The sequence below is a fragment of the Sphingomonas sp. Ag1 genome (genome assembly GCF_000980895.1).
GTDB classification, from domain to species: domain Bacteria; phylum Pseudomonadota; class Alphaproteobacteria; order Sphingomonadales; family Sphingomonadaceae; genus Sphingomonas; species Sphingomonas panaciterrae.
In genome coordinates this window covers 17,281-38,953 of the sequence record NZ_LAZX01000080.1, presented here as the reverse complement: position 1 = coordinate 38,953, position 21,673 = coordinate 17,281, and the positions used below count along the sequence as shown (strand labels likewise).

Genomic DNA, 21,673 nt, shown 5'->3' with positions numbered 1-21,673 from the left:
CTCTCCGCCGCGGCGGGCGCTCTCGGCCCGCTCGCGGTCTTGCTTCTGCTGTGATCAGGCGGCCAGGCGTTCGACGATGATCGCCGGCGCCATGCCACCTGCGGCACACATGGTGACGAGGCCATAGCGCTTTTCCTGGCGCTCCAGCTCGTCGACGATGGTGCCGATCAGGATCGATCCGGTCGCGCCGATCGGGTGGCCGAGCGCAATCGAACCGCCGTTCACGTTCACCTTGTCACGCGGCAGTTCCAGGTCGCGGATGAACTTCTCGGAAACCACCGCGAAGGCCTCGTTGATTTCCCAGAGGTCGATGTCCTCCTTCGTGAGGCCCGCCTTCTCCAGCACCTTCTTCGCCGCCGGCACCGGCGCGTTCAGCATCAGCGTGGGATCATCGCCGACGTTCGCCATCGCCACGATCCGCGCGCGCGGCTTCCAGCCCATCTTCTCGGCATATTCCTTGGACGCCAGCAGCACTGCCGCCGCGCCGTCGACCACGCCCGACGAATTGCCGGCATGGTGGAAATGCTGGATCTCCAGGTCCGGATACTTGCGGTTGATCTGCTTGCGGAACGTGTCGCCCGCCTTGTTGTACGGCATGTCGGCCAGCGCCGCGAACGACGGCTTCAGGCTGGCGAGCCCTTCCGCCGTGGTCTGCGGACGCGGGAATTCGTCATGGTCGAGGACCACATTGCCCTCGTCGTCCAGCACCGGCACGATCGACTTGTTGAACCGGCCCTCGGCGATCGCCTTGGCGGCCTTCTGCTGGCTTTCCAGGCCGGCATTGTCGAGCTGCTCGCGGGTGAAGCCTTCCATGCTGGCGATCGCGTCGCCGCAAATGCCCTGGTGCGACTGCGGGTGGCTCAGGTTCAGCCGCTCGTTGCCCGAGCCCATGCCCAGCGGCGGCTTGCCGCTTTCCATGTCCTCCTGGCTCATCGCCGCGGTCAGGCTCATCATCTCGGTGCCGCCGGCGATGACGAGGTCTTCCATGCCGCTCATGATCTGCGCCGCAGCGAAGTTCACCGCGGTGATGCCGCCGCCGCAGAAGCGATCGAGGGTCGTGCCCGACGCCTTGACGTCATAGCCCGCGTCGAGCGCCGCCATGCGGCCCATGTCCCCGCCCTGCTTGCCGCGCTGTGAGCTGGTCGACCAGATGATGTCGTCCACTTCGGCGGTGTTCAGGTTGTTGCGCTCCTTCAACGCCTTCAGCACGGTGGCGGCGAGATGCTGCGGGTGCATGTGCGCCAGCGCGCCCTTGCCCTGCTTCCCGATCCCGCGCGGCGTACGGACGGCGTCGATGATGTAAGCGTCGGCCATTGCTTCCAAACCTCTCCAAGAATCTCACCCCGACCGGCCCTTTACCGGCGCGGATTTCCGGCATAACCTTCGTTATGGTAGACAGGATGTCAAGCGTGCCGCCCGCCGCTTCAGCACCGGTGGTTGCGCCGCGCTCAACCGATCTCACGCCACGCGATTGGCTGGAGGCGGGTCAGTCGCTGCTGCGCCGCGGCGGGCTGCGCGCGCTCAAGCTGCGCCCCTTGGCGGAGGAGCTGAAGGTCTCGACCGGCAGCTTCTATCACCATTTCCGCGACTTCGATGATTACCAGGGGAAGCTCGCGGCCTATTTCGCGGAGGATCAGGTCAGCGATCTCATCGCCGCGCTCGAACGCGCCACGCCCGAACCGATCGACCGCATCCGGCTGCTCGGGCAGACCGTGCGCCGGCGCGGCTCGTCGCGAATCGCGGTGGCGATGCGCGCCTGGGCGGAAAGCGACCCGCGCGCCCGTGTCGCGGTGGAACGCCATGACGAACTGATGCTCGATTTCCTCGCCCGCAACCTCATGGCGACCGGCTTCAGCCGCGAGGAGGCGGAGATACGCGCCTACGGCCTCATCACCCTCGGCCTCAGCAAGGTGCACGCCCCGCACCTTGAAATGTCGAGCCTGTTCGAATCCCTGCTCGACATCCTGGTGGCGCGTCCGTGAGGGCATTGGTCGTCTCACAGCTTTCGCCTGACCTGTCGGGCACCGCGCTTCGTGACGTGCCCGATCCCGTCGCCACGCCGGGCAAGGTGCTGATCCGAGTCAAGGCGGCGGCACTGAACTTCCCCGACCTGTTGATGACCCGGGGCGAATATCAGCTGAAACCACCGCTCCCCTTCGCCCCCGGCATGGAGGTGGCAGGAGAGGTCATCGACGGCGACGGCTTCACCCCGGGCGACGCAGTCGTGGCCGGCACGCGGCTCGGCGGCTTTGCCGATATGGTGCTGGTCGATGCCGCCGCGGTCCGTCCCAAGCCGCCGCACCTCTCCTTTGCCCAGGCCGCCGGCGTCGGCGCTGCCTATCTCACCGCTTATGTCGCGCTCGTCCGGCTGGCGAAGGTACAGGCGGGCGAATGGGTGCTCGTCCACGGGGCGACCGGCGGCGTCGGGTTGGCGGCGGTCGATCTCGCCAAGGGGCTCGGCGCGCGCGTCATCGCCACCTCCCGCTCGCCCGAGAAGCTCGCCGTGCTGGCGGAGGAATATGGCGTCGACGCCACCCTCCCCGCGCCCGGTTTTCGCGACGCGGTGAAGGAACTCACCGGCGGCGGCGCTGACGTGATCTACGATCCGGTTGGCGGTGACGTGTTCGACGAATCGGTCCGCTCGATCGCCTTTGGCGGCCGGCTGTGCGTGGTCGGCTTCACCTCCGGCCGCATCGCCAGGGTCTCGACCAACATGCCGCTCATCAAGGGCTTCTCCGTCATCGGCGTGCGTGCCGGCGAATATGGCCGGCAATTCCCCGACAAGGGCCGCGAGAATCAGGAAGCGATCTGGGCGCTCGCCAGCGAAGGCCGCATCCGCCCGCGCGTCCATGCCGAATATCCGCTGGCCGACTGGCGCGCCGCGTTCGACGCGATGGCGCGCAGCGACATGGTGGGAAAGATCGTCCTCGTGCCCTGAACGGGCCACGTCCGGGCTGGCATCGCCACCGCGACTTCAATAGCATCATCAAGCCAACAAGAATCCCGCCCAACGGGATCGCAGAACAGAAAAAAGTGGAGAGGCAAGATGCCCGGTTTCGATTACGTCATCATCGGCGGGGGTTCGGCCGGCTGTGCGCTGGCGGCACGGCTCAGTGAGGATCCCGCGGTCAGTGTCTGCCTGCTCGAGGCGGGCGGCCCCAACAAGGAATTGCTGGTCAGGATGCCGGCCGGCGTCGGCAGCCTGATCAAGGCCAAGGGCAAGCACAATTGGGGCTTCTGGACCGAGCCCGAACCGCATCTCGACAACCGCCGCCTGTGGTGGCCGCGCGGCAAGGGGCTGGGCGGATCCTCCTCGATCAACGGCATGGTCTATACCCGCGGCCACCCGCAGGATTTCGACGAATGGCGCCAGATGGGGCTGACCGGCTGGTCCTGGTCCGACGTCCTGCCCTATTTCCGCAAGCTGGAGGGGCATCACCGCGGCGGCGAGCATCACGGCGCGGACGGCCCGCTCACTGTCTCGCCGGGTGAGAGCGACAGCCCGTTCCACGACGCGCTGGTCGACGCCGGGGTGCAGGCCGGCTACCGCTCGTGCGACAATTTCAACGGCGCCGACCAGGAAGGCTTCGGCCGCTACGACCTGACGATCGCCAATGGCCAGCGCTGGTCCACCGCCGCCGCCTATCTGCGCCCGGTGCAGCACCGCAAGAACCTGACCGTCATCACCGACGCGCGCACCACCGGCATCGTCGTCGCGGGCGGCCGGGCGGTCGCGGTCACCTACCTCCACGGCAGCCAGCCCGAACGGGTCGAGGTCGCGGGCGAGGCGATCCTGTGCGCCGGCGCGGTGCAGAGCCCGCAGATCCTCCAGCTCTCCGGCATCGGCAACGCCGCGCAGCTGCGCGAGGTCGGCGTACGCCCGGTCCACGACCTCCCCGGCGTCGGCGAGAATCTGCAGGACCATCTCGACATCATCATGAGCTGGCACAGCAAGGGCCTGCTCACCGCCTACTCACAGACCAAGGGGCTGGGCCAGCTTCGCGTCGGCCTCGAATATCTCCTGCGCGGCACCGGCCTCGGGCGTCAGCAGTTCCTGGAATCCGGCGCCTTCCTCTGCTCGCGCGAGGGGCTGTCGCGCCCCGACGTGCAGATCCACGGCGTGCTCGCGATCATGAAGGATCACGGCAAGACGCGCATCAAATCGGACGGCTTCTCGCTCCATTTGTGCCAGCTGCGCCCGGAGAGCCGCGGCCGCATCACCATCGGCTCGGATGATCCGACCGCCGATCCGCTGATCTACGCCAATTACCTCGCGAGTGAGGTGGACCGCCGCGTCATGCGCGATTGCGTCCATATGGGGCGGGAGATCGCCTATCAGGCGGCGCTCGATCCCTATCGCGGCGCCGAATATGCGCCCGGCCGCGATATCCAGTCCGACGACCAGATCGACGCCTGGATCCGCGCCAATGCCGAAACGATCTACCACCCCGTCGGCACGTGCAAGATGGGCACCGATGGCGATCCGATGGCGGTGGTCGATGAGAAACTGCGCGTGCGCGGCCTCACTGGCCTTCGCGTGGTCGACGCTTCGGTCATGCCGACGCTGGTGGGATCGAACACCAATGCACCGACGATCATGATCGCGGAGAAGGCCGCCGACATGATCCGCGGCGTGGAACGGCCGGCCGCGCTCGCGGCCTGACCGATCGGCCGCTCCCCGGATCATGTCCGGGGAGCGGCCAGTCTCGTCAGCGCATCAGTTTCGTCAGCGCATCAGCGCCGCAACACCCGGCAGCTCGCGCCCTTCCATCCACTCCAGGAACGCGCCGCCAGCGGTCGAGACGAAGGTGAAATCGTCCGCCACGCCGGCATGGTTCAGCGCCGCCACCGTGTCGCCGCCGCCGGCGACCGATACCAGGCTGCCGTCAACCGTCAGCGCCGCCGCCGTCTTGGCCAGCGCCACCGTCGCCGCATCGAACGGCGGCGTCTCGAACGCGCCCAGCGGCCCGTTCCACACCAGGGTGCGGCAATTCTTCAGCACGTCGCCCAGCGCCTCGACCGCGGCGGGCCCGACGTCGAGGATCATCTCGTCCGCGGCCACCTCATGCACGTTTACCGTGCGCGTCGGCGGGTTCGGCTTGAACTCCTTGGCGACCACCACGTCATAGGGCAAATGCACGGTGCAGCCGGCGCGATCGGCCGCTTCCATGATCTCGTCGGCGGTGCCGGTCAGGTCATGCTCGCACAGGCTCTTGCCGACATTGACGCCGCGCGCCGCCAGGAAGGTGTTGGCCATCCCGCCGCCGATGATCAGGTGATCGACCTTGCCAACGAGGTGCTTCAGCACCGCCAGCTTGGTCGACACCTTGGCCCCGCCGACCACCGCGGCCACCGGATGCTCCGGCTCGCCCAGCGCCTTTTGCAACGCGTCCAGCTCCGCCTCCATCGCCCGCCCGGCATAGGCCGGCAGCTTGTGCGCCAGCCCCTCGGTCGAGGCGTGCGCACGGTGCGCCGCCGAAAAGGCGTCGTTGACGTAGATGTCGCCCAGCGCGGCAAAGCGATCGACCACCGCCGGATCGTTCTTTTCCTCGCCGCCGAAGAAGCGCGTATTCTCCAGCACCGCGATATCGCCCGGCTGGAGCATCGCGACATTCGCCGCATCGCCTTCCCAGTCGATATAGCGCACCGGGCGGCCCAGCACCGCCTCATAGGGCTTCACGATCTGCGCCAGTGACAATTCGGGGCTCGGCACGCCCTTGGGCCGGCCGAAATGCGCCAGGATCAGCACGATCGCGCCCTTGTCGGCCAGCTCGCTGACCGTCGCCACGGTGGCGCGCAGCCGCGTGTCGTCGGTCACCTGCCCGTCGGCGAAGGGAACGTTCAGGTCCTCGCGGACGAGTACGCGCTTTCCGCGGATGTCACCGATGTCGTCGAGCGTCCGGAATGACTTGGCCATGATTCCTCGATCCTGATTGCATCACCGACGGCAATATGGCCGCCCTTTATCACCATCGCGCACGCACCGCCGCGCCAATCGGGGGTCAGCGCCGCGCGCAGCCCGTCGGCCAGCGCTTCCATCCGCTCGCACGGATCGCATTCACGCGTGATCTCCAGGATCACGTCCGCGCCGATCCGCACCCGGCAGCCCGCCGTCTGCGGCAGGTCGAACCCATCGACCAGCAGGTTCGCGCGCCGCTCTTCCCAGCCGATGGCGTGCGCGACTTCCGCCATCGCCCGGTCCCAGTCGCCGCGCTCGATCAGGGTGATCTGCCGCTTGTACGGCTTGCCCTTCATCGCGCCGCGAAAATCACCGACGATGCCGCCCTCGGGCGTCACCTCGGCATTGGTCAACACCTCCATGGGTGCTCGCGATCGCGCATGGCGCGCGATTCCAACAAGGATCCCGTTTGCCATGCGCGTATCGCGTGACCACCCCGGCGTGGCGCCGGGGCGGCCCGACGGATCAGCCCAGCTTCGCCATCAGGGTCGCGGTGTCGACCATGCGGTTCGAGAAGCCCCATTCATTGTCGTACCAGCTGACCACGCGGACCAGCTTGCCGTCGATCACTGCCGTCTCCAGGCTATCGACGGTCGACGAATAAGGCGTGTGAACGATGTCGATCGACACCAGCGGCTCGTCGGAGAAGTGCAGCACGCCCTCCATCGGGCCTTCCGCCGCCGCCTTCAGCAGCGCGTTGACTTCCTCGACGCTGGTGTCGCGCTTCGGCGTGAAGGTCAGGTCGACCAGGCTGCCGTCCGGCACCGGCACGCGGATCGCCGAACCGTCCAGCTTGCCCTTCAGCTCCGGCAGCACCTCGCCCACCGCGCGCGCCGCGCCCGTGGTGGTCGGGATCATGCTCATCGCCGCGGCGCGTGCGCGGCGCAGGTCCGGGTGGATCTGGTCGAGGATCTTCTGGTCGTTGGTATAGGCGTGAACGGTGGTCATCAGGCCACGCTCGATGCCGATGGCATCGTTCAGCACCTTGGCGACCGGCGCCAGGCAGTTGGTGGTGCACGATGCGTTGGACACGATCGTGTGGCCGGCCTCCAGCTTGTCATGGTTGACGCCATAAACGACGGTCAGGTCGACATGCTTGCCGGGCGCGGAAATCAGCACCTTCTTGGCGCCTGCCGCAATGTGCTTTTCGCACGATGCGCGATCGGTGAAGAAGCCGGTGCATTCCAGCACCAGGTCGACGCCCAGTTCCTTGTGCGGCAGGTTCGCCGGGTCGCGCTCCGCGGTCACGCGGATGTGCTTGCCGTCGATGACCAGGTCGTTGCCGACCGCCTCGACGGTGCCCGGATACTTGCCGTGAACGCTGTCACGGCTGAACAGCCATGCGTTGGACTTGGCATCGGCGAGATCGTTGATCGCCACCAGTTCGAGATCGCTGCCGCCGCGCTCCAGCATCGCACGTGCCACCAAGCGTCCGATGCGGCCGAAGCCGTTGATCGCAACCTTCGTCATAATGCCGACTCACCTCTCGTTCAGATTTTGGCGCGCTGTCGCAAGAGAAGCATGATGCGTCAACCGGACGGCCGCCAGCTGTGGGTTACGCGCACAAGCCCGGGGGTTGCCGTTGCGGCACCGCGATCCTAATCCGGTCCCATGACACAAAACGACGCTGTGACGCGGATTCATGCCGCGATCAGGCGCATCGAGGCGGCCATGGACAGCCGTGAGCAGCAGACCGAGACATTGCGCAAGCGGCACGCCGCCTTGCGTGGCGAGGTCGCGCAGGCGGTCGCCGCGATCGACGCACTGGTCGCCGCGCAGGACGCCACCGATCAGGACAGCACCGGCAATGCCGCGCCGGAGGGCGATCGCTGATGGCGCGCGTCTCCCTCGACATCGGCGGCACGCGCTGGACGGTCAACACCCGTGAGGGCGGCGAGGCGGAGGTGCAGCGCCTCGGCCGGATCGTGGCGGAACGCTGGCCGCAGGCGCTGCGTGCGGCCGGCGACGGCGGCGTCCCGCAGGCGCTGCTCCTCACCGCGCTGATGCTCGCCGACGAGGTGAGCGAGGCGCAGGCGCAGCTCGCCGATCAGGCCACCCGGCTGGAGGCACAATCCGTCCAGATCGAGGAGCAATCGGCGCTGCTCGATGCGCAGGCGTCGCAGCTGGAGGAACAATCCGCGCTGCTCGATGCGCAAACCGCGCAGTTCAACGATCAGGCGGCCCAGCTGGCGACGCCGTCCGTCGCATCCGACAGCGCGCAGGCCGAGGCGGTCGACCTCGATACGCTCGTCGCAATCGCCGAACGGTTGGAAGGATTGGCGGAGGCCCTTGAGCAACCCGCCCCGAATGACTAGTTTGGTCGTGACGGGTACTGCCCGGTACGAGCCTAGACTTATCCCTGAGGCTATTCATCATCCATGGGGGCTGTCCCTGCCCGGGCCCTGGCCCGACGCACATGGTCCCCACCTGACGTACTGGGCGTCAGTGGATATCCCGGCAAACGGCCATGGCGGTCCCGTCACCCGCCCCCGTGCATCATGAACGACGCGCCGCTGGACAAGCAGGCGCTGCGCCGCGCCGCCCGATCTGCGCGCCAGGCGCTCGGCCGCCATCCGCCGATCATCGCACCGCCACCGCCCTTCACCGCGTTGCTCGCGCCGGGAATGATCGTCGCCAGCTATGTGCCCGTCGGCAGCGAGGCGGATCCCACCGCCCTGGTCAGCGCGGCGCGCGCGGCGGGATGCCGGATCGCGCTGCCGCATGTGATTGATCGCGAAACACCGCTTCGCTTCCTCGAATGGCAGCATGACGCGCCGCTCGCGACCGGCCCGTTCCGCCTTCGCCAGCCCGACGCCGATGCGCCCGAACTGGTGCCCGACCTGATCCTCACACCATTGGTCGCGTTCGATCGGACGCTCGCCCGGCTCGGCCAGGGTGCCGGCCATTACGATCGCGCCTTTGCCGCCTACCCGAATGCGCACCGCATCGGGGTTGCCTTTTCGGTGCAGGAGGTCGAACGGCTCCCGGTCGATCCGTGGGACGTCCCGCTCCACGCGATCATCACCGAACAGGAATGGATCACGTCATGACGCCGTCCTGGCGCAAGCCGGTGGGGATGCTTGCCATCCTCCTTCTCATCACCGTCTGGTGCGCGCTGATCGTCAGCCTTTCCGGCACCGTCGGCGAATGGCACGCGCTGGTGCAGGCGCTGTTCTACGTGGTGGCCGGCATCATCTGGATCGCGCCGCTCAAGCCGTTGCTGCGCTGGATGGAAACCGGCCGCTGGCGCTGACCTGATCACCGCGGGGCGGTTCTTCCCGACTGCTGGCCACGCTCGGGCGATCGCTGGCCGAATTTAGCCGGAGACAGGCCGGCCTTCGCCGACTTCAGCGCTTTATGTTCCGTCTTTGTTCCGCTATATCGTGGTTCGGACGATCATGCGCAAACCACGCCCCCATCGCGGCGCGACCATCAACCCGGTCAGCGATCGCTTCAACCTCGCCGCGCGAGAGGCCGACGGCGACTGGCTCGACATGCGCGACATGATCGACGGCCCGCCCCTACCCGTCCGCACCACCGTCCAGCAACTGTCCCCCAAGACGATCATTTCACACAATAAAAGCCCCGATATTCCGTTCGACCGCAGCATCAATCCCTATGTCGGCTGCGAACACGGCTGCATCTATTGTTTCGCCCGTCCCACCCATGCCTTCCATGATCTATCGCCCGGCATCGATTTCGAAACCAAACTCTTCGCCAAACCTGACGCACCCCGCCTGCTGCGCGAGGAACTTGCCAAACCCTCCTACCGCTGCGCCCCCATTGCGCTGGGCACCAACACCGATCCCTATCAGCCGATCGAGGCGCACTGGCAGATCATGCGCGGCATCATCGAGGTGCTTTCGGCCTACAGCCATCCGCTTGTAATCACGACCAAATCTGACCGCGTGGTGCGCGACATCGACCTGCTCGCCCCGATGGCCGAGCGCAATTTGGTCAGCGTCGCCATCTCCGTCACTTCGCTCGATCCACGGATCGCCATGACGATCGAACCCCGTGCGCCGCATCCCGAACGCCGCCTCGCCGCGGTCACGAAGCTGACGGCGGCAGGCATTCCCACCTACGTCAACATGGCCCCCGTTATTCCCGCCATCACCGATCATGAGGTGGAGACGATCGTCGCGCGTGCCGCAGCGGCTGGCGCGCTGGATGTGTCGTTCATCCCCGTGCGGCTGCCTTGGGAGGTCGCTCCGCTGTTCCGCGCGTGGCTCGACGAACACTTCCCCGATCGCGCGGCCAAGGTGATGGCGACGATCGCCTCGCTGCGTGGTGGCAGGGACAATGACCCCGCCTTCTTCTCACGAATGCGAGGCCAAGGTCCGTGGGCAGACCTCCTCCGAACCCGCTTCGACATCGCCCGGCGGCGGCACGGCATCGTCCGTCGCGCCGAGCGCCTTGGGCTCAGGACCGACCTGTTCCGACCACCGCTGGGCGCCCAGGGCGAGTTGTTCGGCTGAGCGTCGCTACCAATCAAAACCGTGCGGAGCCGCTCACGAAAATTGTTGCCCGGTCGGGATCCCCGCTGAACCGATCCGCAACCCCAAGCCGCAGCTCCACGGGGGATGTCGAGTGTGCGGCTCCGATCACGGGCTAGCGCATATTCCGCCGCGCTCATGAACATGCCCCGGATCGACCGTATATGAACTCTCGGTCATGTTCGGCCGCTCGGGACTGATCTCCGGCATTGCCTCGAGCGGGGTTGGTTGGAACAGCGAGCAGACCGGCTGGGCCCCGCTTCCCGCCCCTCCTCTGGCAGTTCCCCGCCGCCAGCGGCGAGGAGGAGCGCGGCGAGGGACATCAGCCGACCAGCGAGAGCCGGGTTTCGGATTGGCGCAATGTCACGGTGCTGACGCCCGGCAGTTCCTCGATCCTGTGCACCAGTTCAAGGTCGAGAAGAAAGTCCCGCCCGAGCAGCACCGTCGCCTCGCCACTGCCCGCAGCCTCGCCAACGGGCGCGCGCAGGAGCACTTCGCCGCGGGCGCCGCGTTGATGTTCCAGCACGGCGGCCAAGGCGGGCAAGGCAGCCGCGGAGGTTACCGCAACTTCAACGACAAACCGCGCCTGCGAGGCGAGCGTCTCGAATGGCTGCAGCCGCTTCACCGTCACCCGCGGTGTTTCCTCGCCCGGTCGCCGGTCAAGCTCGACCGTGGCAAGGCCACAGCCCCCCGCCCGCGCTGCCTCTTCAAGATCGGCCGCCACCGCATCGTCGAAGCAGGTCGCAACGAACTGGCCGCTCTGGTCGCTCAGCGTCGCCATCAGATAGCGCTTCCCGCGCGCCGACGTTCGCCACCGCGCGTCCTCGACCAGTACGGCCATGGTCGCGCCCGCGCGGGTGCCATCATCCGGGATCGCCAGTTCCGCCAGTGCGGTATAGAGCCGCGCGCCGTGCGATTTCGCCAGATGGGCATGCCGGTCGACGGGGTGCGCCGAGAAGTAGAAGCCGAACGCTTCCTTCTCCTGTTCCATCCGCTCCGACATGCTCCAGCGCGCTGACGTGGGCAGCTTGATCGCATCTCCGGCAGGCTCGGCATCGCCGAACAACCCACCCTGCCCGCTGATCCGCGCGTCGTGGGTGCGCGCCGCGACCGCAAGGATCGTCTCCGCAACCGCGTGAACACCGGCACGGTTGGGTTCGATCGCGTCAAACGCGCCCGCGGCGGCGAGCGTTTCCAGCTGCCGCTTGTTGATCAGCCGCGGATCGACGCGGTGCGCCAAGTCGTCCAGCCGGGTGAACGCGCCGCCCGCATCACGCTCCGCGACCAGTCGCTCCATCGCGCCTTCGCCAACGGATTTCAGCGCGGCGAGCGCGTAGCGCACCGCCGGCCCATCCTCATCCACCTCCACGTCGAAGTCCGCCTGACTGTGGTTGATGTCAGGCGGCAGCACCCTCACCTGCATCCGGCGCATATCGTCACAGAAGATCGCCAGCTTGTCGGTCTGATGGATGTCATACGCCATCGACGCGGCGAAGAATTCGTGCGGGTAATGCGCCTTCAGCCACGCCGTCTGGTACGCGAGCAGGGCGTAGGCCGCCGCGTGACTCTTGTTGAAGCCATAGCCGGCAAACTTGTCGATCAAGTCGAACAGGGCGTTCGCGCGGTCCGCGGGGATCTGGTTGTGGTTTGCGCAGCCTTCGACGAAGGTCGCGCGCTGCGCGTCCATCTCCGCCTTGATCTTCTTGCCCATGGCGCGGCGCAGCAGATCGGCGCCGCCGAGCGAGTAACCGGCCAGCACCTGCGCGGCCTGCATGACCTGTTCCTGATAGACGAAGATCCCGTAGGTTTCGGCCAGGATCGGCTCCAGCAGCGGATGCGGATAGTCGATCGCCTCCGTGCCCTGCTTGCGTCGGCCGAAGGACGGGATGTTGTCCATCGGGCCCGGGCGGTAGAGCGACACGAGCGCGATGATGTCGCCGAAGTTCGTCGGTCGGACGGCCGACAGCGTGCGCCGCATCCCTTCCGATTCGAGCTGGAACACACCGACGGTGTCGCCCTTCTGCAGCAGCGCGTAGACCGCCTCGTCATCCCAGGACAGCGCATCCAGATCGACATGGATGCCGCGCTTCTGAAGCAATTGCACCGCGCGCTTCAGCACCGACAAGGTCTTCAGGCCTAGGAAGTCGAACTTCACCAGTCCCGCGCCCTCGACATATTTCATGTCGAACTGGGTGACTGGCATGTCCGATCGCGGATCGCGGTAGAGCGGCACCAGCTGCGAGAGGGGGCGGTCGCCGATCACCACACCCGCGGCGTGCGTCGACGAATGTCGCGGCAAGCCTTCAAGCTGCATCGCCAAGTCGAGGAGGTGCCGGACCTGATTGTCGTTGGCATATTCCCGGTGCAGTTCCGCCACCCCGTCGATCGCCCGCTTCAGCGTCCAGGGATCGGTCGGATGGTTGGGGACCAGCTTGGCGAGGCGATCGACCTGGCCATAGCTCATCTGCAGCACGCGGCCGGTGTCCTTTAGCACGGCGCGGGCCTTCAGCTTACCGAAGGTGATGATCTGCGCCACCTGATCGCGGCCGTACTTCTCCTGCACGTACCGGATTACTTCGCCGCGCCGCGTTTCGCAGAAGTCGATGTCGAAGTCCGGCATCGAGACGCGTTCCGGGTTGAGGAAACGTTCGAACAGCAGCCCGAGCTGAAGCGGATCAAGATCGGTGATCGTCAGCGCCCAGGCGACGACCGAGCCTGCGCCCGAACCACGCCCCGGACCCACAGGAATGTCGTTCGACTTTGCCCATTGGATGAAGTCGGCAACGATCAGGAAGTAGCCCGGAAACCCCATCTGGATGATGACGTCGAGCTCGAAGTCGAGCCGCTTGCGGTAATTCTCCTGCCACCCGTCCTCGAGCGGTTCGGTAGCCAGTTCCGCGATGCGCTTCAGGCGCGCGTCGAGGCCGGCGTGCGACCGTTCGCGTAGCATCGCTGCCTCGCCCTCGCGGTCGCCGGCGAGGCTGGGGAGGATCGGCTTGCGCTTGGGCGCCGCGACGGCGCAGCGCTGCGCCACCACCAGCGTATTAGCGATCGCCTCCGGCAGATCGGTGAACAGGGCCTTCATCTCCTCCGCCGGCTTCATCCAGGCGTCGGGCGAACTGCGCGGACGATCCTCGCTTTCGACATAGGTCGAATTGGCGATGCACAACATGGCGTCATGCGCCGGCCCGAACCCCTGCTCGGCGAAGCAGCATGGGTTGGTGGCGACGAGTGGCAGGTCCTTGTCATAGGCAAGGTCGATCAGCGCCGCCTCGGCGCGCTCCTCCACCTCATTGCCGCGCCGGCTGATCTCGACATACAGCCGGTCGCCGAACAGCGCGGCCAGCCGCTCGGCGTAGGCGAGTGCACGTGCCGGCTGATCCTCGGCGAACAGCCGCGCCAGCGTTCCCTCGCCGCCAGCGGTCAGCGCGACCAGGCCGTCGGTGAAGCGCGCGAGCGTCGCCAGGTCGACGTGCGGCGCCAGATCGATGGGGCGATCGAGGTGGGCGCGACTCACAAGTTCACAAAGATTGTCGTAACCGCGCTCGTTTTGGGCATAGAGCGCCAGCCAGTCGACCATCGGCGCCACGCCCTCCGGCAGGTCCGGGCGCGCCACGCCCAGCATGGTGCCGATGACCGGCTGCACGCCCTCTCCAAAGGCCGCGTCGGAAAAGGCCATGGCCGCGTACAGCCCGTTGCGATCGGTGAGCGCGGCGGCGGGGAAGCCGCGCTTGGCGGCCCGCTTGGCAATTTCCTTCGGCTCGATCGCCCCGTCGAGCATGGTGTAGGAGGAGAAGATGCGAAGCGGAACGAACCCGGAATGCGGCATCGCCTGAGGCTACCGTAATTGTCCTGATTCGACCAGCGGAACCGCAGATGGCACTGTGCGCTTTCATCGACGCGCAGGATCAGGAGCATCCAGCCATGACCGACACTCGGCAACGCGAAACGTTCCTTGGCAACACTGGCAGAGTGGGGGGCGGCTGGGGCTGGCTCGTCGCCTATGGCGTGGTGTCGACCCTGCTTGGCATTTCCGCCCTTGTCTGGCCCTTCCCGGCGACACTCGCCGCGACGATGGTGATCGCCTTCGCCTTCATCGTATCGGGCGTGTTCTCGCTGATCGCCGGCATACGCGGCACGGGATCGGACAGCCGGGTCTATTCGATCCTGCTGGGCCTGCTGTCGCTTGTCGCAGGCGGGATCATGGTGGTGCAGCCGCTGACGGGCGCCATTTCACTGACCGTGGTGGTCGCCGCCTGGCTGATGGTGCGCGGTGTGATGGAGATCGTGTTCGGCGTTCGCGTGCGGCGGCAACGCTGGCTGATGATCGCGCTGGGGATCGTCAACATCCTGCTGGCCATGCTGATCGTGGCGACGGTACCCATGTCGGCGCTGACGCTGCCCGGGTTCATCCTGGGGATCAGCTTCCTGCTCGGCGGGATCACCGCGATCATGGCCGGCATCGATCATCGCAGCAACGCATCGGCCTTCACCTTTCCCGGGTGAAGAGCCGAGCGGAGCGCCGCGTCAGAGCAGCTTCTCGATATCGCGCCGGATGTCCTCCGGCTTGGTGGTGGGCGCATAACGATGCACCACCGCCCCATCGCGATCGACCAGGAACTTGGTGAAATTCCACTTGATCGCCTTGGAGCCGAGCACGCCGGGCGCCTCCGCCTTCAGCCGCTCGAACAGGGGATCGGCGTTGGGGCCGTTGACCTCGATCTTCGCGAACACGGGGAAGGTCACGTCATAGGTGAGTGAGCAGAAGTTCGCGATCTCCGCGGCATCGCCCGGCTCCTGCGCGCCGAACTGGTTGCAGGGAAAGGCCAGCACCTCGAACCCGCGCGCCGCATAGTCGCGATGCAGCGCCTCCAGCCCCTCATATTGCGGGGTGAAGCCGCATTTGGAGGCCGTGTTGACGATCAGCAGCACCTTGCCACGGTAATCGGCCAGCGACGCCATGCCGCCCTCAGCGGTCTTCACCTCGAAATCGGTGATCGCAGTCATCAGCCCCACTCCCTGTTCACCGCCGGTTTGCCCGGGCAGCGTCTCTCAATACGGCGCGACTCAAGCAGGCTCGATCACCCCTTCGTGCAGCCGCACGACACGGTCCATCCGGCCGGCCAGCCGTTCATTATGGGTCGCAATCAGCGCCGCCGATCCTTCCTCGCGCACCAGCCGCAGGAATTCGCCCAGCACGCGATCGGCGGTATGTTCGTCGAGATTGCCGGTCGGCTCGTCAGCGAGGATCAGCGCCGGGCGGTTGGCCAGCGCGCGCGCCACCGCGACGCGCTGCTGCTCGCCGCCCGACAATTGGCTGGGGCGGTGCGTCAGGCGGTGGCCGAGCCCCAGCGCAGTGAGCAGCGCAGCGGCACGATCGTTCGCAGCCTCCGTCGTGGCACCATGGATCAGCTGCGGCAGGACGACATTCTCAACCGCGTTGAAATCGGGCAGCAGGTGATGAAACTGGTAGACGAAGCCCAGCCGGTCGCGCCGCACCTGCGTGCGCCCGTTGGCGTCGAGCCGTGCGGCCTCCTCGCCGGCAATGCGGATCGACCCGTCGAAGCCACCCTCGAGCAGTCCGACCGCCTGCAGCAGCGTGGACTTGCCCGAACCGGAGGGCCCGAGCAGCGCGACGATCTCCCCCGGCGCGACCGCCAGGTTGACGCCGCGAAGCACCTCGATCGTCTCACCGCCCTGGGTGAAGCTGCGCGACAGCCCCTCGGTTTGCAGGACGGCGGTCATCGGCCCATCACTCATAACGCAGCACCTGGACAGGATCGGTGCTTGCCGCCTTGTAAGCCGGATAGACGGTGGCAAGCAGCGTCATCAGCGCCGTGATCAGCACGATGGCGACAATCTCCACCGGGTCGGGCTTTGACGGCAATTCGGTGAGGTAGCGGATCGATGGATCCCACAATTCCTGGCCCGTGACGAACTGCACGAAGTTCACCACCGCCTGACGATAGAACAGGAACAACGCGCCCAGGATCAGGCCCGCGATGATGCCAAGCGCACCAATCGTCACGCCCACGGTCATGAAGATGCGCATCATCGCGCCGCGTGTCGCGCCCATCGTGCGCAGGATGGCGATGTCGCGGGTCTTCGCGCGCACCAGCATGATCAGCGAGGAAGCGATGTTGAACGCCGCGACCAGGATGATGATGCACAGCACCACGAACATCGCGATCCGCTCCACCGCCAGCGCCTCGAACAATTGGGCATTCATCTGGCGCCAGTCGCTGATCACGGCAAAACGGCTGACCTTCTCCGCCAGCGGCGCCAGGATCTGCCCGACCCGATCGGCGTCCACCGTCTCCAGCTCGATCATCCCCACCGCGTCGCCGAGCAGCAGCAGCGTCTGCGCATCCTCCATCGGCATGATCACATAGGCCTTGTCGAAATCGTACACGCCGATCTCGAACACCGCCGACACAGTGTAATTGACGTAGCGCGGCACGGTGCCGAACGGGGTCGTCTGGCCCGCCGGGTTGATCAGCGTGATCTCCGACCCCACCGTGGCGCCGAGCGATTCCGCCAGCCGCGACCCGATCGCGACGCGCCCCGCACCAGGCGTGAGCGAGCTGAGCGTACCGGTGATGACCTTGCTGCCGATCGTCGTGTTGGAGCGGATGTCCTGAACGCGCATCCCGCGTACCAGGACCGCCTCCACGCGCCCGTTATAGGTCGACATCAACGGCTGCTCGACCAGCGGCACGGCGCTGACGATACCCGGGGTCGCATCAGCCTCCCGGATGACCTCCCGCCAGTCGGTCAGCCGCCCGCCGACGCCCTGCACCACCGCATGGCCGTTCAAGCCGACAATCTTGTCGAAAAGTTCGGCCCGAAAGCCATTCATGACGCTCATCACGATCACGAGCGCCGCGACACCCAGCATCACCGCGCCGAGGCTGAACCCAGCCACGAGGACAATGAAGCGTTCACCGCGCCCGGGAAGCAGATAGCGCCGCGCGATCATTCGTTCGTAGCGCGACAGGATCATGTCGCGCGCTGTATCGGCGCGGGCCGGCACTGGCAATGTTGCTGTTGCGGAATCATCACACGCCCCGATCAATCTGTTTAGCTGCGGTTCATTTTCGTGGACGCGCCACCAAGGAGCACGTAGCAACGAGCCACTGGCACACAGGCAAAGGCCGTGGTTCGGGGAAGCTTTCTGCCCCGCCTCCCAGTTGAGGCGCGCGGGCGGTAGCACAAGGGGGCTGACGAGCAATCGTCACGCAGGCGCCCGGATCGGAAACGATCCGGGCGTTTTCCTTTTGGGAGATCCGCGCGTGATCGCTGCAGATAAAATCAACTTATCCTGATCTATATCGTTGTTCGCCATGGTACCGCGGTTACGGTGAACGACATGAGCAGCAACGCCGCCATCCTGGCCATCGACCTACTGAATACCTTTGATTTCAATGGCGGAGACGCCCTGAAGCACGCTGTTGCCGCAATGATGGAACCGGTTACCTCGCTTAGACGCCAGGCGGCCGAAGCAAAGGTCCCCGTCATCTTCGTCAATGACAATTATGGCCGCTGGCACGATGAACCGCATCAACTGATCGCGCATGTCGCGGACAGCAAGGGCGGCGACCTGCTCGACCAGTTGAGGCCGCAACCCGACGATTACTTCGTCATCAAGCCCGAATCCTCCGGCTTTTACGCCACCACGCTGCCCGCCCTGCTGCCGCGGCTGGGCGTGTCGCGGCTCGTCCTGATCGGCGTGGCGGCGGATATCTGCGTCCTTTTCACCGCCGCCGACGCGCACATGCGCGAATATGACCTGTGGGTTCCGCGCAACGCGGTCGCCTCGCAGCATGAGAAGCGCGCGCATTGGGCGCTGGAGATGATGGAAAACGGGATGAGCGCCGAGACTCGCCCCACCAGCGAACTGTCGCTCGCGCAATGGCTTGCCAGCGAACCCAAGGTGCAGCCGGGCGGTCGCCGCTGACCAATCGGGCCGGCTGGCGGAACCGGGCCGCTGCTGCCAGACTTTGCAGTGCATGAGCCGGCTATCCCCCGATGACGACGACGCGCGTTTCATTCGCCGCCTGTTCCTGACGCTTGGCGTCATAGCGCTGGCAGCCACGCTGTACTTCATCGGGGATCTGCTGATCCTCGCCTTTGGATCGGTCCTCGGCGCGATCGTCATTCACGCGATCGCCGAGATCTACAATGAACGGCTACGCGTACCGGCCCGGCCCGCCCTGGTCGCTGCGATCCTCACCGTGCTGGCGCTGATCGTCTTTCTGGGCTGGCTGTTCGGGGTGGAGTTCCGCACGCAGGTCAACGTGCTGGTGACCCGCCTGCCCGGCATCCTGGACGAGATCGGTGATCAGCTGTCGATTTCGCCAGTCGGAGCCAAGGTGGTGGACGCGGTGCGCGCCGCCTTTGCGGGCAGCCGCGTGGCGCAGGACATCGGTGGCCTTGCCGAAGGGGCGGGCCAACTGGCGATCAACGCGCTCCTGGTCCTGGTCGGCGCGATCTTCTTCGCGGTCGATCCCAAGGTGTACGAGCGCGGCTTTCTGCTGCTGATGCCGCCCTCCAAGCGCGCCGTCGTGGAGGACGCGCTGGGCGACACGGCATCGACGCTGCGCCTGTGGCTGCGCGCGCAACTGATCCAGATGACGAGCATGGGGGTGCTCGTCGGGCTCGGCCTGTGGTGGCTGGAGGTGCCGTCCGCCGCGGCGCTGGGGCTGTTGTCGGGGCTGAGCGAGTTTATCCCCTATGTCGGCCCGGTGGCGGCGATGATCCCGGCGCTCGGCCTGGCGGCGACCCAGTCGGTCAGCCATGTGCTTTGGGCACTGGGTGTCTTTGCCGCAGTGCGGGTGATCCAGACCAACTTCATCACCCCCTTTGTCACCAGCCGCGTGGTGGCCATCCCTCCGGCGATTACCTTGTTCTCGGTGCTGGCGATCGGGGCGGTGTTCGGATTGTTCGGCCTGTTCTTTTCGGCCGCGCTGCTGGTCGTGATCTATACGTTGATCCGCAGCCTCTATCTGCGCGACACACTGGGCGAGGACATCCCCCGCAGCCGGCATCGCACCTTGTTCGATTCAGCCGGCAATGAACGCGACTCGCCGGAAAAGCTGGATTAATGTCTTATTTACCTTTTGCGTTCAGATGTTGAATGGTTAATGGATCGCTTGGGGTGTGTCGCTCAGCCACACGCTCGCAAACGGGGGACTGACGTATGCGCGTGCTGTTGATCGAGGACGAGCCGACGACCGCCAAGGCCATCGACCTGATGCTTTCTGCGGAAGGCTTCAACGTCTATTCTACGGATCTGGGCGAAGAGGGTTTGGACCTCGGAAAGCTCTACGATTACGACATCATCCTGCTCGACCTGAACCTGCCGGACATGCACGGCTACGACGTGCTGAAAAAACTGCGCGTGGCGCGGGTGTCGACGCCGGTGCTGATCCTGTCGGGCGTGAACGAGATGGATTCCAAGATCCGCAGCTTCGGCTTCGGTGCGGATGACTATGTGACCAAGCCGTTCCACCGCGAGGAACTGGTGGCGCGAATCCATGCCGTGATCCGCCGCTCCAAGGGCCATTCGCAGTCGGTGATCAAGACCGGCAAGCTGTCGGTGAACCTCGATGCCAAGACCGTCGAGGTCGACGGCGCGCGCGTCCACCTGACGGGCAAGGAATATGCGATGCTGGAGCTGCTGTCGCTCCGCAAGGGCACGACGCTGACCAAGGAGATGTTCCTCAACCATCTCTATGGCGGCATGGACGAGCCCGAACTCAAGATCATCGACGTCTTCATCTGCAAGCTGCGCAAAAAGCTCAGCATGGCGTGCGAGGGCGAAAATTACATCGAAACCGTCTGGGGCCGCGGCTACGTGCTGCGCGAACTGGACGAGGTGCCCGCCAAGGTCGCCTGACGCTTCCCATTCGTGGGGAAAGAGGCCGCGGCGTCGGGGGGCGCCGCGGCTTTTCTTTTGGCTCGCCCGTCAGCCCGCCTGCTCGCGCCGCTTTGCCACCAGCCGCAGCAGGTGATCGCGCAATGCAGCCGTGTTCGCCGCCCATGTGAACCGCGCCGCATGAGCGCGCACCTCGTCCGCTGGCAGGGATGCGGCGAGAAGATCGTTGATCCCTTCCGCAAATGCCGCCGGCGTTCGCGCGACGACCCGCCCGGCGCTGGCGGCCGTCACCACCTCACCCGCGCCGCCGGCGGCCGTGATCACGATCGGCGTACCGCAGGCCAGCGCCTCCACCCAGGCATTGGCCAATCCTTCCGACGAAGAAGCGAGCGCCATGACGTCCGCCGCCGCGATCAGCGCGGGCAGATCGGCGTGCGGCACCGATCCCAGCAGGCGCACGCGAGCGGCAACACCCGCGTGGCGGGCGACCTCCTCGAGCGCGGCATGCTCCGGCCCCGACCCGGCGATCAACAGCGTTGCGCCCGGCACATGCTGCATCGCCTCCACGACGATGTCATGCCCCTTGCGCGGGATCAGCGCGCCGACCGAGATGATGAGCGGCCCATCGACGCCGATGCTTGCCTTCGCCGCTGCCCGGTCGACCGGCGCAAACCGTTCGAGATCAACCCCGGTATGATGCACGCGGATCCGGTCCCCCGGCATGCCGAGCGCGACCATGTCGTCGCGCATCGCGCCAGATACCGCGAGCAGCCCGTCCGTCCCCTGCCCGGCGGCCAGCACCGAAGCGCGGGTGGCAGGCTGAGTCCCCCAGAAGTGAATGTCCGCGCCGCGCGCCTTGATCGACACGGGCACGTCATACCGCCGCCCCATCGCGAGCGCGGCAGGCCCGTCGGGGAAGAAGAAGGAAGCATCGATCACGTCGAACGGGAAGTCGCGCCGCATGTCGTCGAGCAAAGGCGCCAGCGCGCGTATTAACGCCGCGACATGGAAGCGACCCTTCGTTCCCGGCCAAGTCGTGAAACGTGGCCGCACGACGTGCAGGCCCTTCCACGTCTCCGCGCGCGGAAGCGACGCCGGTGCGCGATAATGTCGATGGCGGCGCAGCGGCCACGGCGGCAGGCCGACCGGCGCGACGACCCGCACCGTCACATCCTCTGCGGCGGCCAGCCCCAACGTCTGGCGTTCCACGAAGACGCCGAAATTGGGGCGCGTCTCATCGGGGAAGAGGCTGGACAGGGTCAGGACACGAAGCATCGCGTTGGCTGTACAGCCTATATGTTAAGGCGGCGTGGGCAATCGTGCACTGCGCCTGTTCTGGTC

Annotated in this window: 21 protein-coding genes; 12 read left to right on the top strand and 9 right to left on the bottom strand. The window is 66.3% G+C overall.

The genetic code is table 11. The annotated features are described in order from the left end of the window. Nucleotides 1-54 precede the first annotated feature (54 nt). Entirely contained in the window at nt 55-1,314 is a 1,260-nt protein-coding gene (locus XM50_RS04075) for an acetyl-CoA C-acetyltransferase (protein ID WP_046407569.1), read from the bottom strand. A 95-nt stretch (nt 1,315-1,409) separates the two neighbouring features. Here XM50_RS04075 and XM50_RS04070 point away from each other — a divergent pair, with 95 nt between their 5' ends. The 3 genes from XM50_RS04070 to XM50_RS04060 all read left to right on the top strand — a co-directional run bounded on the left by XM50_RS04070 (nt 1,410) and on the right by XM50_RS04060 (nt 4,663). Then, nucleotides 1,410-1,982, top strand: a complete 573-nt coding sequence (locus tag XM50_RS04070; RefSeq protein WP_231621846.1) for a TetR/AcrR family transcriptional regulator — start codon at nt 1,410-1,412, stop codon at nt 1,980-1,982. Beyond that, nucleotides 1,979-2,938 (top strand): NADPH:quinone oxidoreductase family protein, encoded by a 960-nt coding sequence (locus tag XM50_RS04065; RefSeq protein WP_046407566.1) that lies wholly within the window; start codon nt 1,979-1,981, stop codon nt 2,936-2,938. Before XM50_RS04070 ends, XM50_RS04065 begins: the two co-directional genes overlap by 4 nt. Nucleotides 2,939-3,046: 108 nt before the next feature. Beyond that, nucleotides 3,047-4,663: a choline dehydrogenase gene (locus XM50_RS04060; RefSeq protein ID WP_046407563.1), complete on the top strand. Its 1,617-nt coding sequence runs from the start codon at nt 3,047-3,049 to the stop codon at nt 4,661-4,663. A gap of 63 nt (nt 4,664-4,726) precedes the next feature. Here XM50_RS04060 and XM50_RS04055 read toward each other — a convergent pair whose 3' ends face one another. From XM50_RS04055 to gap, 3 genes are all read right to left on the bottom strand, one after another. Further along, nucleotides 4,727-5,917: a phosphoglycerate kinase gene (locus XM50_RS04055; RefSeq protein ID WP_046407562.1), complete on the bottom strand. Its 1,191-nt coding sequence runs from the start codon at nt 5,915-5,917 to the stop codon at nt 4,727-4,729. Next, entirely contained in the window at nt 5,842-6,321 is a 480-nt protein-coding gene (locus tag XM50_RS04050; RefSeq protein ID WP_331386555.1) for an MOSC domain-containing protein, read from the bottom strand. The genes XM50_RS04055 and XM50_RS04050 overlap by 76 nt, the downstream gene beginning before the upstream one ends. A 103-nt stretch (nt 6,322-6,424) precedes the next feature. Next, on the bottom strand, nt 6,425-7,429 hold the full coding sequence (gene gap / locus XM50_RS04045) for a type I glyceraldehyde-3-phosphate dehydrogenase (RefSeq protein ID WP_046407557.1): 1,005 nt from the start codon (nt 7,427-7,429) through the stop codon (nt 6,425-6,427). Between the two features lie 159 nt (nt 7,430-7,588). Between gap and XM50_RS04040 the strand changes: the two genes are divergently transcribed. The 5 genes from XM50_RS04040 to XM50_RS04020 all read left to right on the top strand — a co-directional run bounded on the left by XM50_RS04040 (nt 7,589) and on the right by XM50_RS04020 (nt 10,437). Beyond that, the gene (locus XM50_RS04040) at nt 7,589-7,792 is read left to right on the top strand and encodes a hypothetical protein (RefSeq protein WP_156167121.1); all 204 of its coding nucleotides are present in this window, start codon (nt 7,589-7,591) and stop codon (nt 7,790-7,792) included. Further along, nucleotides 7,792-8,274: a cell division protein ZapA gene (gene zapA / locus XM50_RS19100; protein ID WP_052742411.1), complete on the top strand. Its 483-nt coding sequence runs from the start codon at nt 7,792-7,794 to the stop codon at nt 8,272-8,274. The genes XM50_RS04040 and zapA overlap by 1 nt, the downstream gene beginning before the upstream one ends. A 183-nt stretch (nt 8,275-8,457) precedes the next feature. Further along, entirely contained in the window at nt 8,458-9,009 is a 552-nt protein-coding gene (locus XM50_RS04030; RefSeq protein ID WP_046407553.1) for a 5-formyltetrahydrofolate cyclo-ligase, read from the top strand. Next, nucleotides 9,006-9,212, top strand: a complete 207-nt coding sequence (locus XM50_RS04025) for a DUF2842 domain-containing protein (protein WP_046407552.1) — start codon at nt 9,006-9,008, stop codon at nt 9,210-9,212. The genes XM50_RS04030 and XM50_RS04025 overlap by 4 nt, the downstream gene beginning before the upstream one ends. Nucleotides 9,213-9,357: 145 nt before the next feature. Beyond that, nucleotides 9,358-10,437 (top strand): PA0069 family radical SAM protein, encoded by a 1,080-nt coding sequence (locus XM50_RS04020; protein ID WP_046407616.1) that lies wholly within the window; start codon nt 9,358-9,360, stop codon nt 10,435-10,437. A 340-nt stretch (nt 10,438-10,777) separates the two neighbouring features. Here the strand turns inward: XM50_RS04020 and dnaE are convergent, their stop codons facing one another. Then, on the bottom strand, nt 10,778-14,284 hold the full coding sequence (dnaE, locus tag XM50_RS04015; RefSeq protein WP_046407550.1) for a DNA polymerase III subunit alpha: 3,507 nt from the start codon (nt 14,282-14,284) through the stop codon (nt 10,778-10,780). 95 nt (nt 14,285-14,379) lie between these two features. Here dnaE and XM50_RS04010 point away from each other — a divergent pair, with 95 nt between their 5' ends. Beyond that, entirely contained in the window at nt 14,380-14,961 is a 582-nt protein-coding gene (locus tag XM50_RS04010) for an HdeD family acid-resistance protein (protein ID WP_046407614.1), read from the top strand. Between the two features lie 21 nt (nt 14,962-14,982). On the opposite strand, the gene XM50_RS04005 is transcribed toward XM50_RS04010, so the two are convergent. Genes XM50_RS04005 through XM50_RS03995 form a run of 3 tightly spaced genes read right to left on the bottom strand, consistent with a single transcriptional unit; the run spans nt 14,983 to nt 17,458 of the window. Beyond that, nucleotides 14,983-15,462 (bottom strand): glutathione peroxidase, encoded by a 480-nt coding sequence (locus tag XM50_RS04005; protein ID WP_046407549.1) that lies wholly within the window; start codon nt 15,460-15,462, stop codon nt 14,983-14,985. A 60-nt stretch (nt 15,463-15,522) separates the two neighbouring features. Then, the gene (locus tag XM50_RS04000) at nt 15,523-16,200 is read right to left on the bottom strand and encodes an ABC transporter ATP-binding protein (protein WP_046407547.1); all 678 of its coding nucleotides are present in this window, start codon (nt 16,198-16,200) and stop codon (nt 15,523-15,525) included. Nucleotides 16,201-16,207: 7 nt separating this feature from the next. Further along, nucleotides 16,208-17,458 carry a lipoprotein-releasing ABC transporter permease subunit gene (locus XM50_RS03995; RefSeq protein ID WP_046407613.1) on the bottom strand — a complete coding sequence of 417 codons (1,251 nt, stop codon included), beginning with the start codon at nt 17,456-17,458 and terminating at the stop codon, nt 16,208-16,210. Between the two features lie 366 nt (nt 17,459-17,824). Between XM50_RS03995 and XM50_RS03990 the strand changes: the two genes are divergently transcribed. The 3 genes from XM50_RS03990 (at nt 17,825) to ctrA (ending at nt 20,353) form a co-directional block, all read left to right on the top strand. Then, on the top strand, nt 17,825-18,412 hold the full coding sequence (locus XM50_RS03990; RefSeq protein ID WP_046407611.1) for an isochorismatase family cysteine hydrolase: 588 nt from the start codon (nt 17,825-17,827) through the stop codon (nt 18,410-18,412). A 52-nt stretch (nt 18,413-18,464) separates the two neighbouring features. Beyond that, entirely contained in the window at nt 18,465-19,559 is a 1,095-nt protein-coding gene (locus XM50_RS03985) for an AI-2E family transporter (protein ID WP_046407546.1), read from the top strand. A gap of 95 nt (nt 19,560-19,654) precedes the next feature. Further along, entirely contained in the window at nt 19,655-20,353 is a 699-nt protein-coding gene (gene ctrA / locus XM50_RS03980) for a response regulator transcription factor CtrA (protein WP_046407544.1), read from the top strand. A 69-nt stretch (nt 20,354-20,422) separates the two neighbouring features. Here ctrA and XM50_RS03975 read toward each other — a convergent pair whose 3' ends face one another. After that, on the bottom strand, nt 20,423-21,607 hold the full coding sequence (locus tag XM50_RS03975) for a glycosyltransferase (RefSeq protein WP_046407543.1): 1,185 nt from the start codon (nt 21,605-21,607) through the stop codon (nt 20,423-20,425). Nucleotides 21,608-21,673 lie beyond the last annotated feature (66 nt).

Coding starts and splice junctions, on each gene's coding strand:
- XM50_RS04055 (WP_046407562.1), bottom strand. CDS start 5,917: ATGGCCAAGTCATTCCGGACGCTCGACGACATCGGTGACATCCGCGGA.
- XM50_RS04060 (WP_046407563.1), top strand. CDS start 3,047: ATGCCCGGTTTCGATTACGTCATCATCGGCGGGGGTTCGGCCGGCTGT.
- XM50_RS03985 (WP_046407546.1), top strand. CDS start 18,465: ATGAGCCGGCTATCCCCCGATGACGACGACGCGCGTTTCATTCGCCGC.
- XM50_RS04050 (WP_331386555.1), bottom strand. CDS start 6,321: ATGGAGGTGTTGACCAATGCCGAGGTGACGCCCGAGGGCGGCATCGTC.
- XM50_RS03975 (WP_046407543.1), bottom strand. CDS start 21,607: ATGCTTCGTGTCCTGACCCTGTCCAGCCTCTTCCCCGATGAGACGCGC.
- XM50_RS04000 (WP_046407547.1), bottom strand. CDS start 16,200: ATGACCGCCGTCCTGCAAACCGAGGGGCTGTCGCGCAGCTTCACCCAG.
- gap (WP_046407557.1), bottom strand. CDS start 7,429: ATGACGAAGGTTGCGATCAACGGCTTCGGCCGCATCGGACGCTTGGTG.
- dnaE (WP_046407550.1), bottom strand. CDS start 14,284: ATGCCGCATTCCGGGTTCGTTCCGCTTCGCATCTTCTCCTCCTACACC.
- XM50_RS04010 (WP_046407614.1), top strand. CDS start 14,380: ATGACCGACACTCGGCAACGCGAAACGTTCCTTGGCAACACTGGCAGA.
- ctrA (WP_046407544.1), top strand. CDS start 19,655: ATGCGCGTGCTGTTGATCGAGGACGAGCCGACGACCGCCAAGGCCATC.
- XM50_RS04025 (WP_046407552.1), top strand. CDS start 9,006: ATGACGCCGTCCTGGCGCAAGCCGGTGGGGATGCTTGCCATCCTCCTT.
- XM50_RS04075 (WP_046407569.1), bottom strand. CDS start 1,314: ATGGCCGACGCTTACATCATCGACGCCGTCCGTACGCCGCGCGGGATC.
- XM50_RS03995 (WP_046407613.1), bottom strand. CDS start 17,458: ATGATCCTGTCGCGCTACGAACGAATGATCGCGCGGCGCTATCTGCTT.
- XM50_RS04005 (WP_046407549.1), bottom strand. CDS start 15,462: ATGACTGCGATCACCGATTTCGAGGTGAAGACCGCTGAGGGCGGCATG.
- XM50_RS04020 (WP_046407616.1), top strand. CDS start 9,358: ATGCGCAAACCACGCCCCCATCGCGGCGCGACCATCAACCCGGTCAGC.
- XM50_RS03990 (WP_046407611.1), top strand. CDS start 17,825: ATGAGCAGCAACGCCGCCATCCTGGCCATCGACCTACTGAATACCTTT.
- zapA (WP_052742411.1), top strand. CDS start 7,792: ATGGCGCGCGTCTCCCTCGACATCGGCGGCACGCGCTGGACGGTCAAC.
- XM50_RS04030 (WP_046407553.1), top strand. CDS start 8,458: ATGAACGACGCGCCGCTGGACAAGCAGGCGCTGCGCCGCGCCGCCCGA.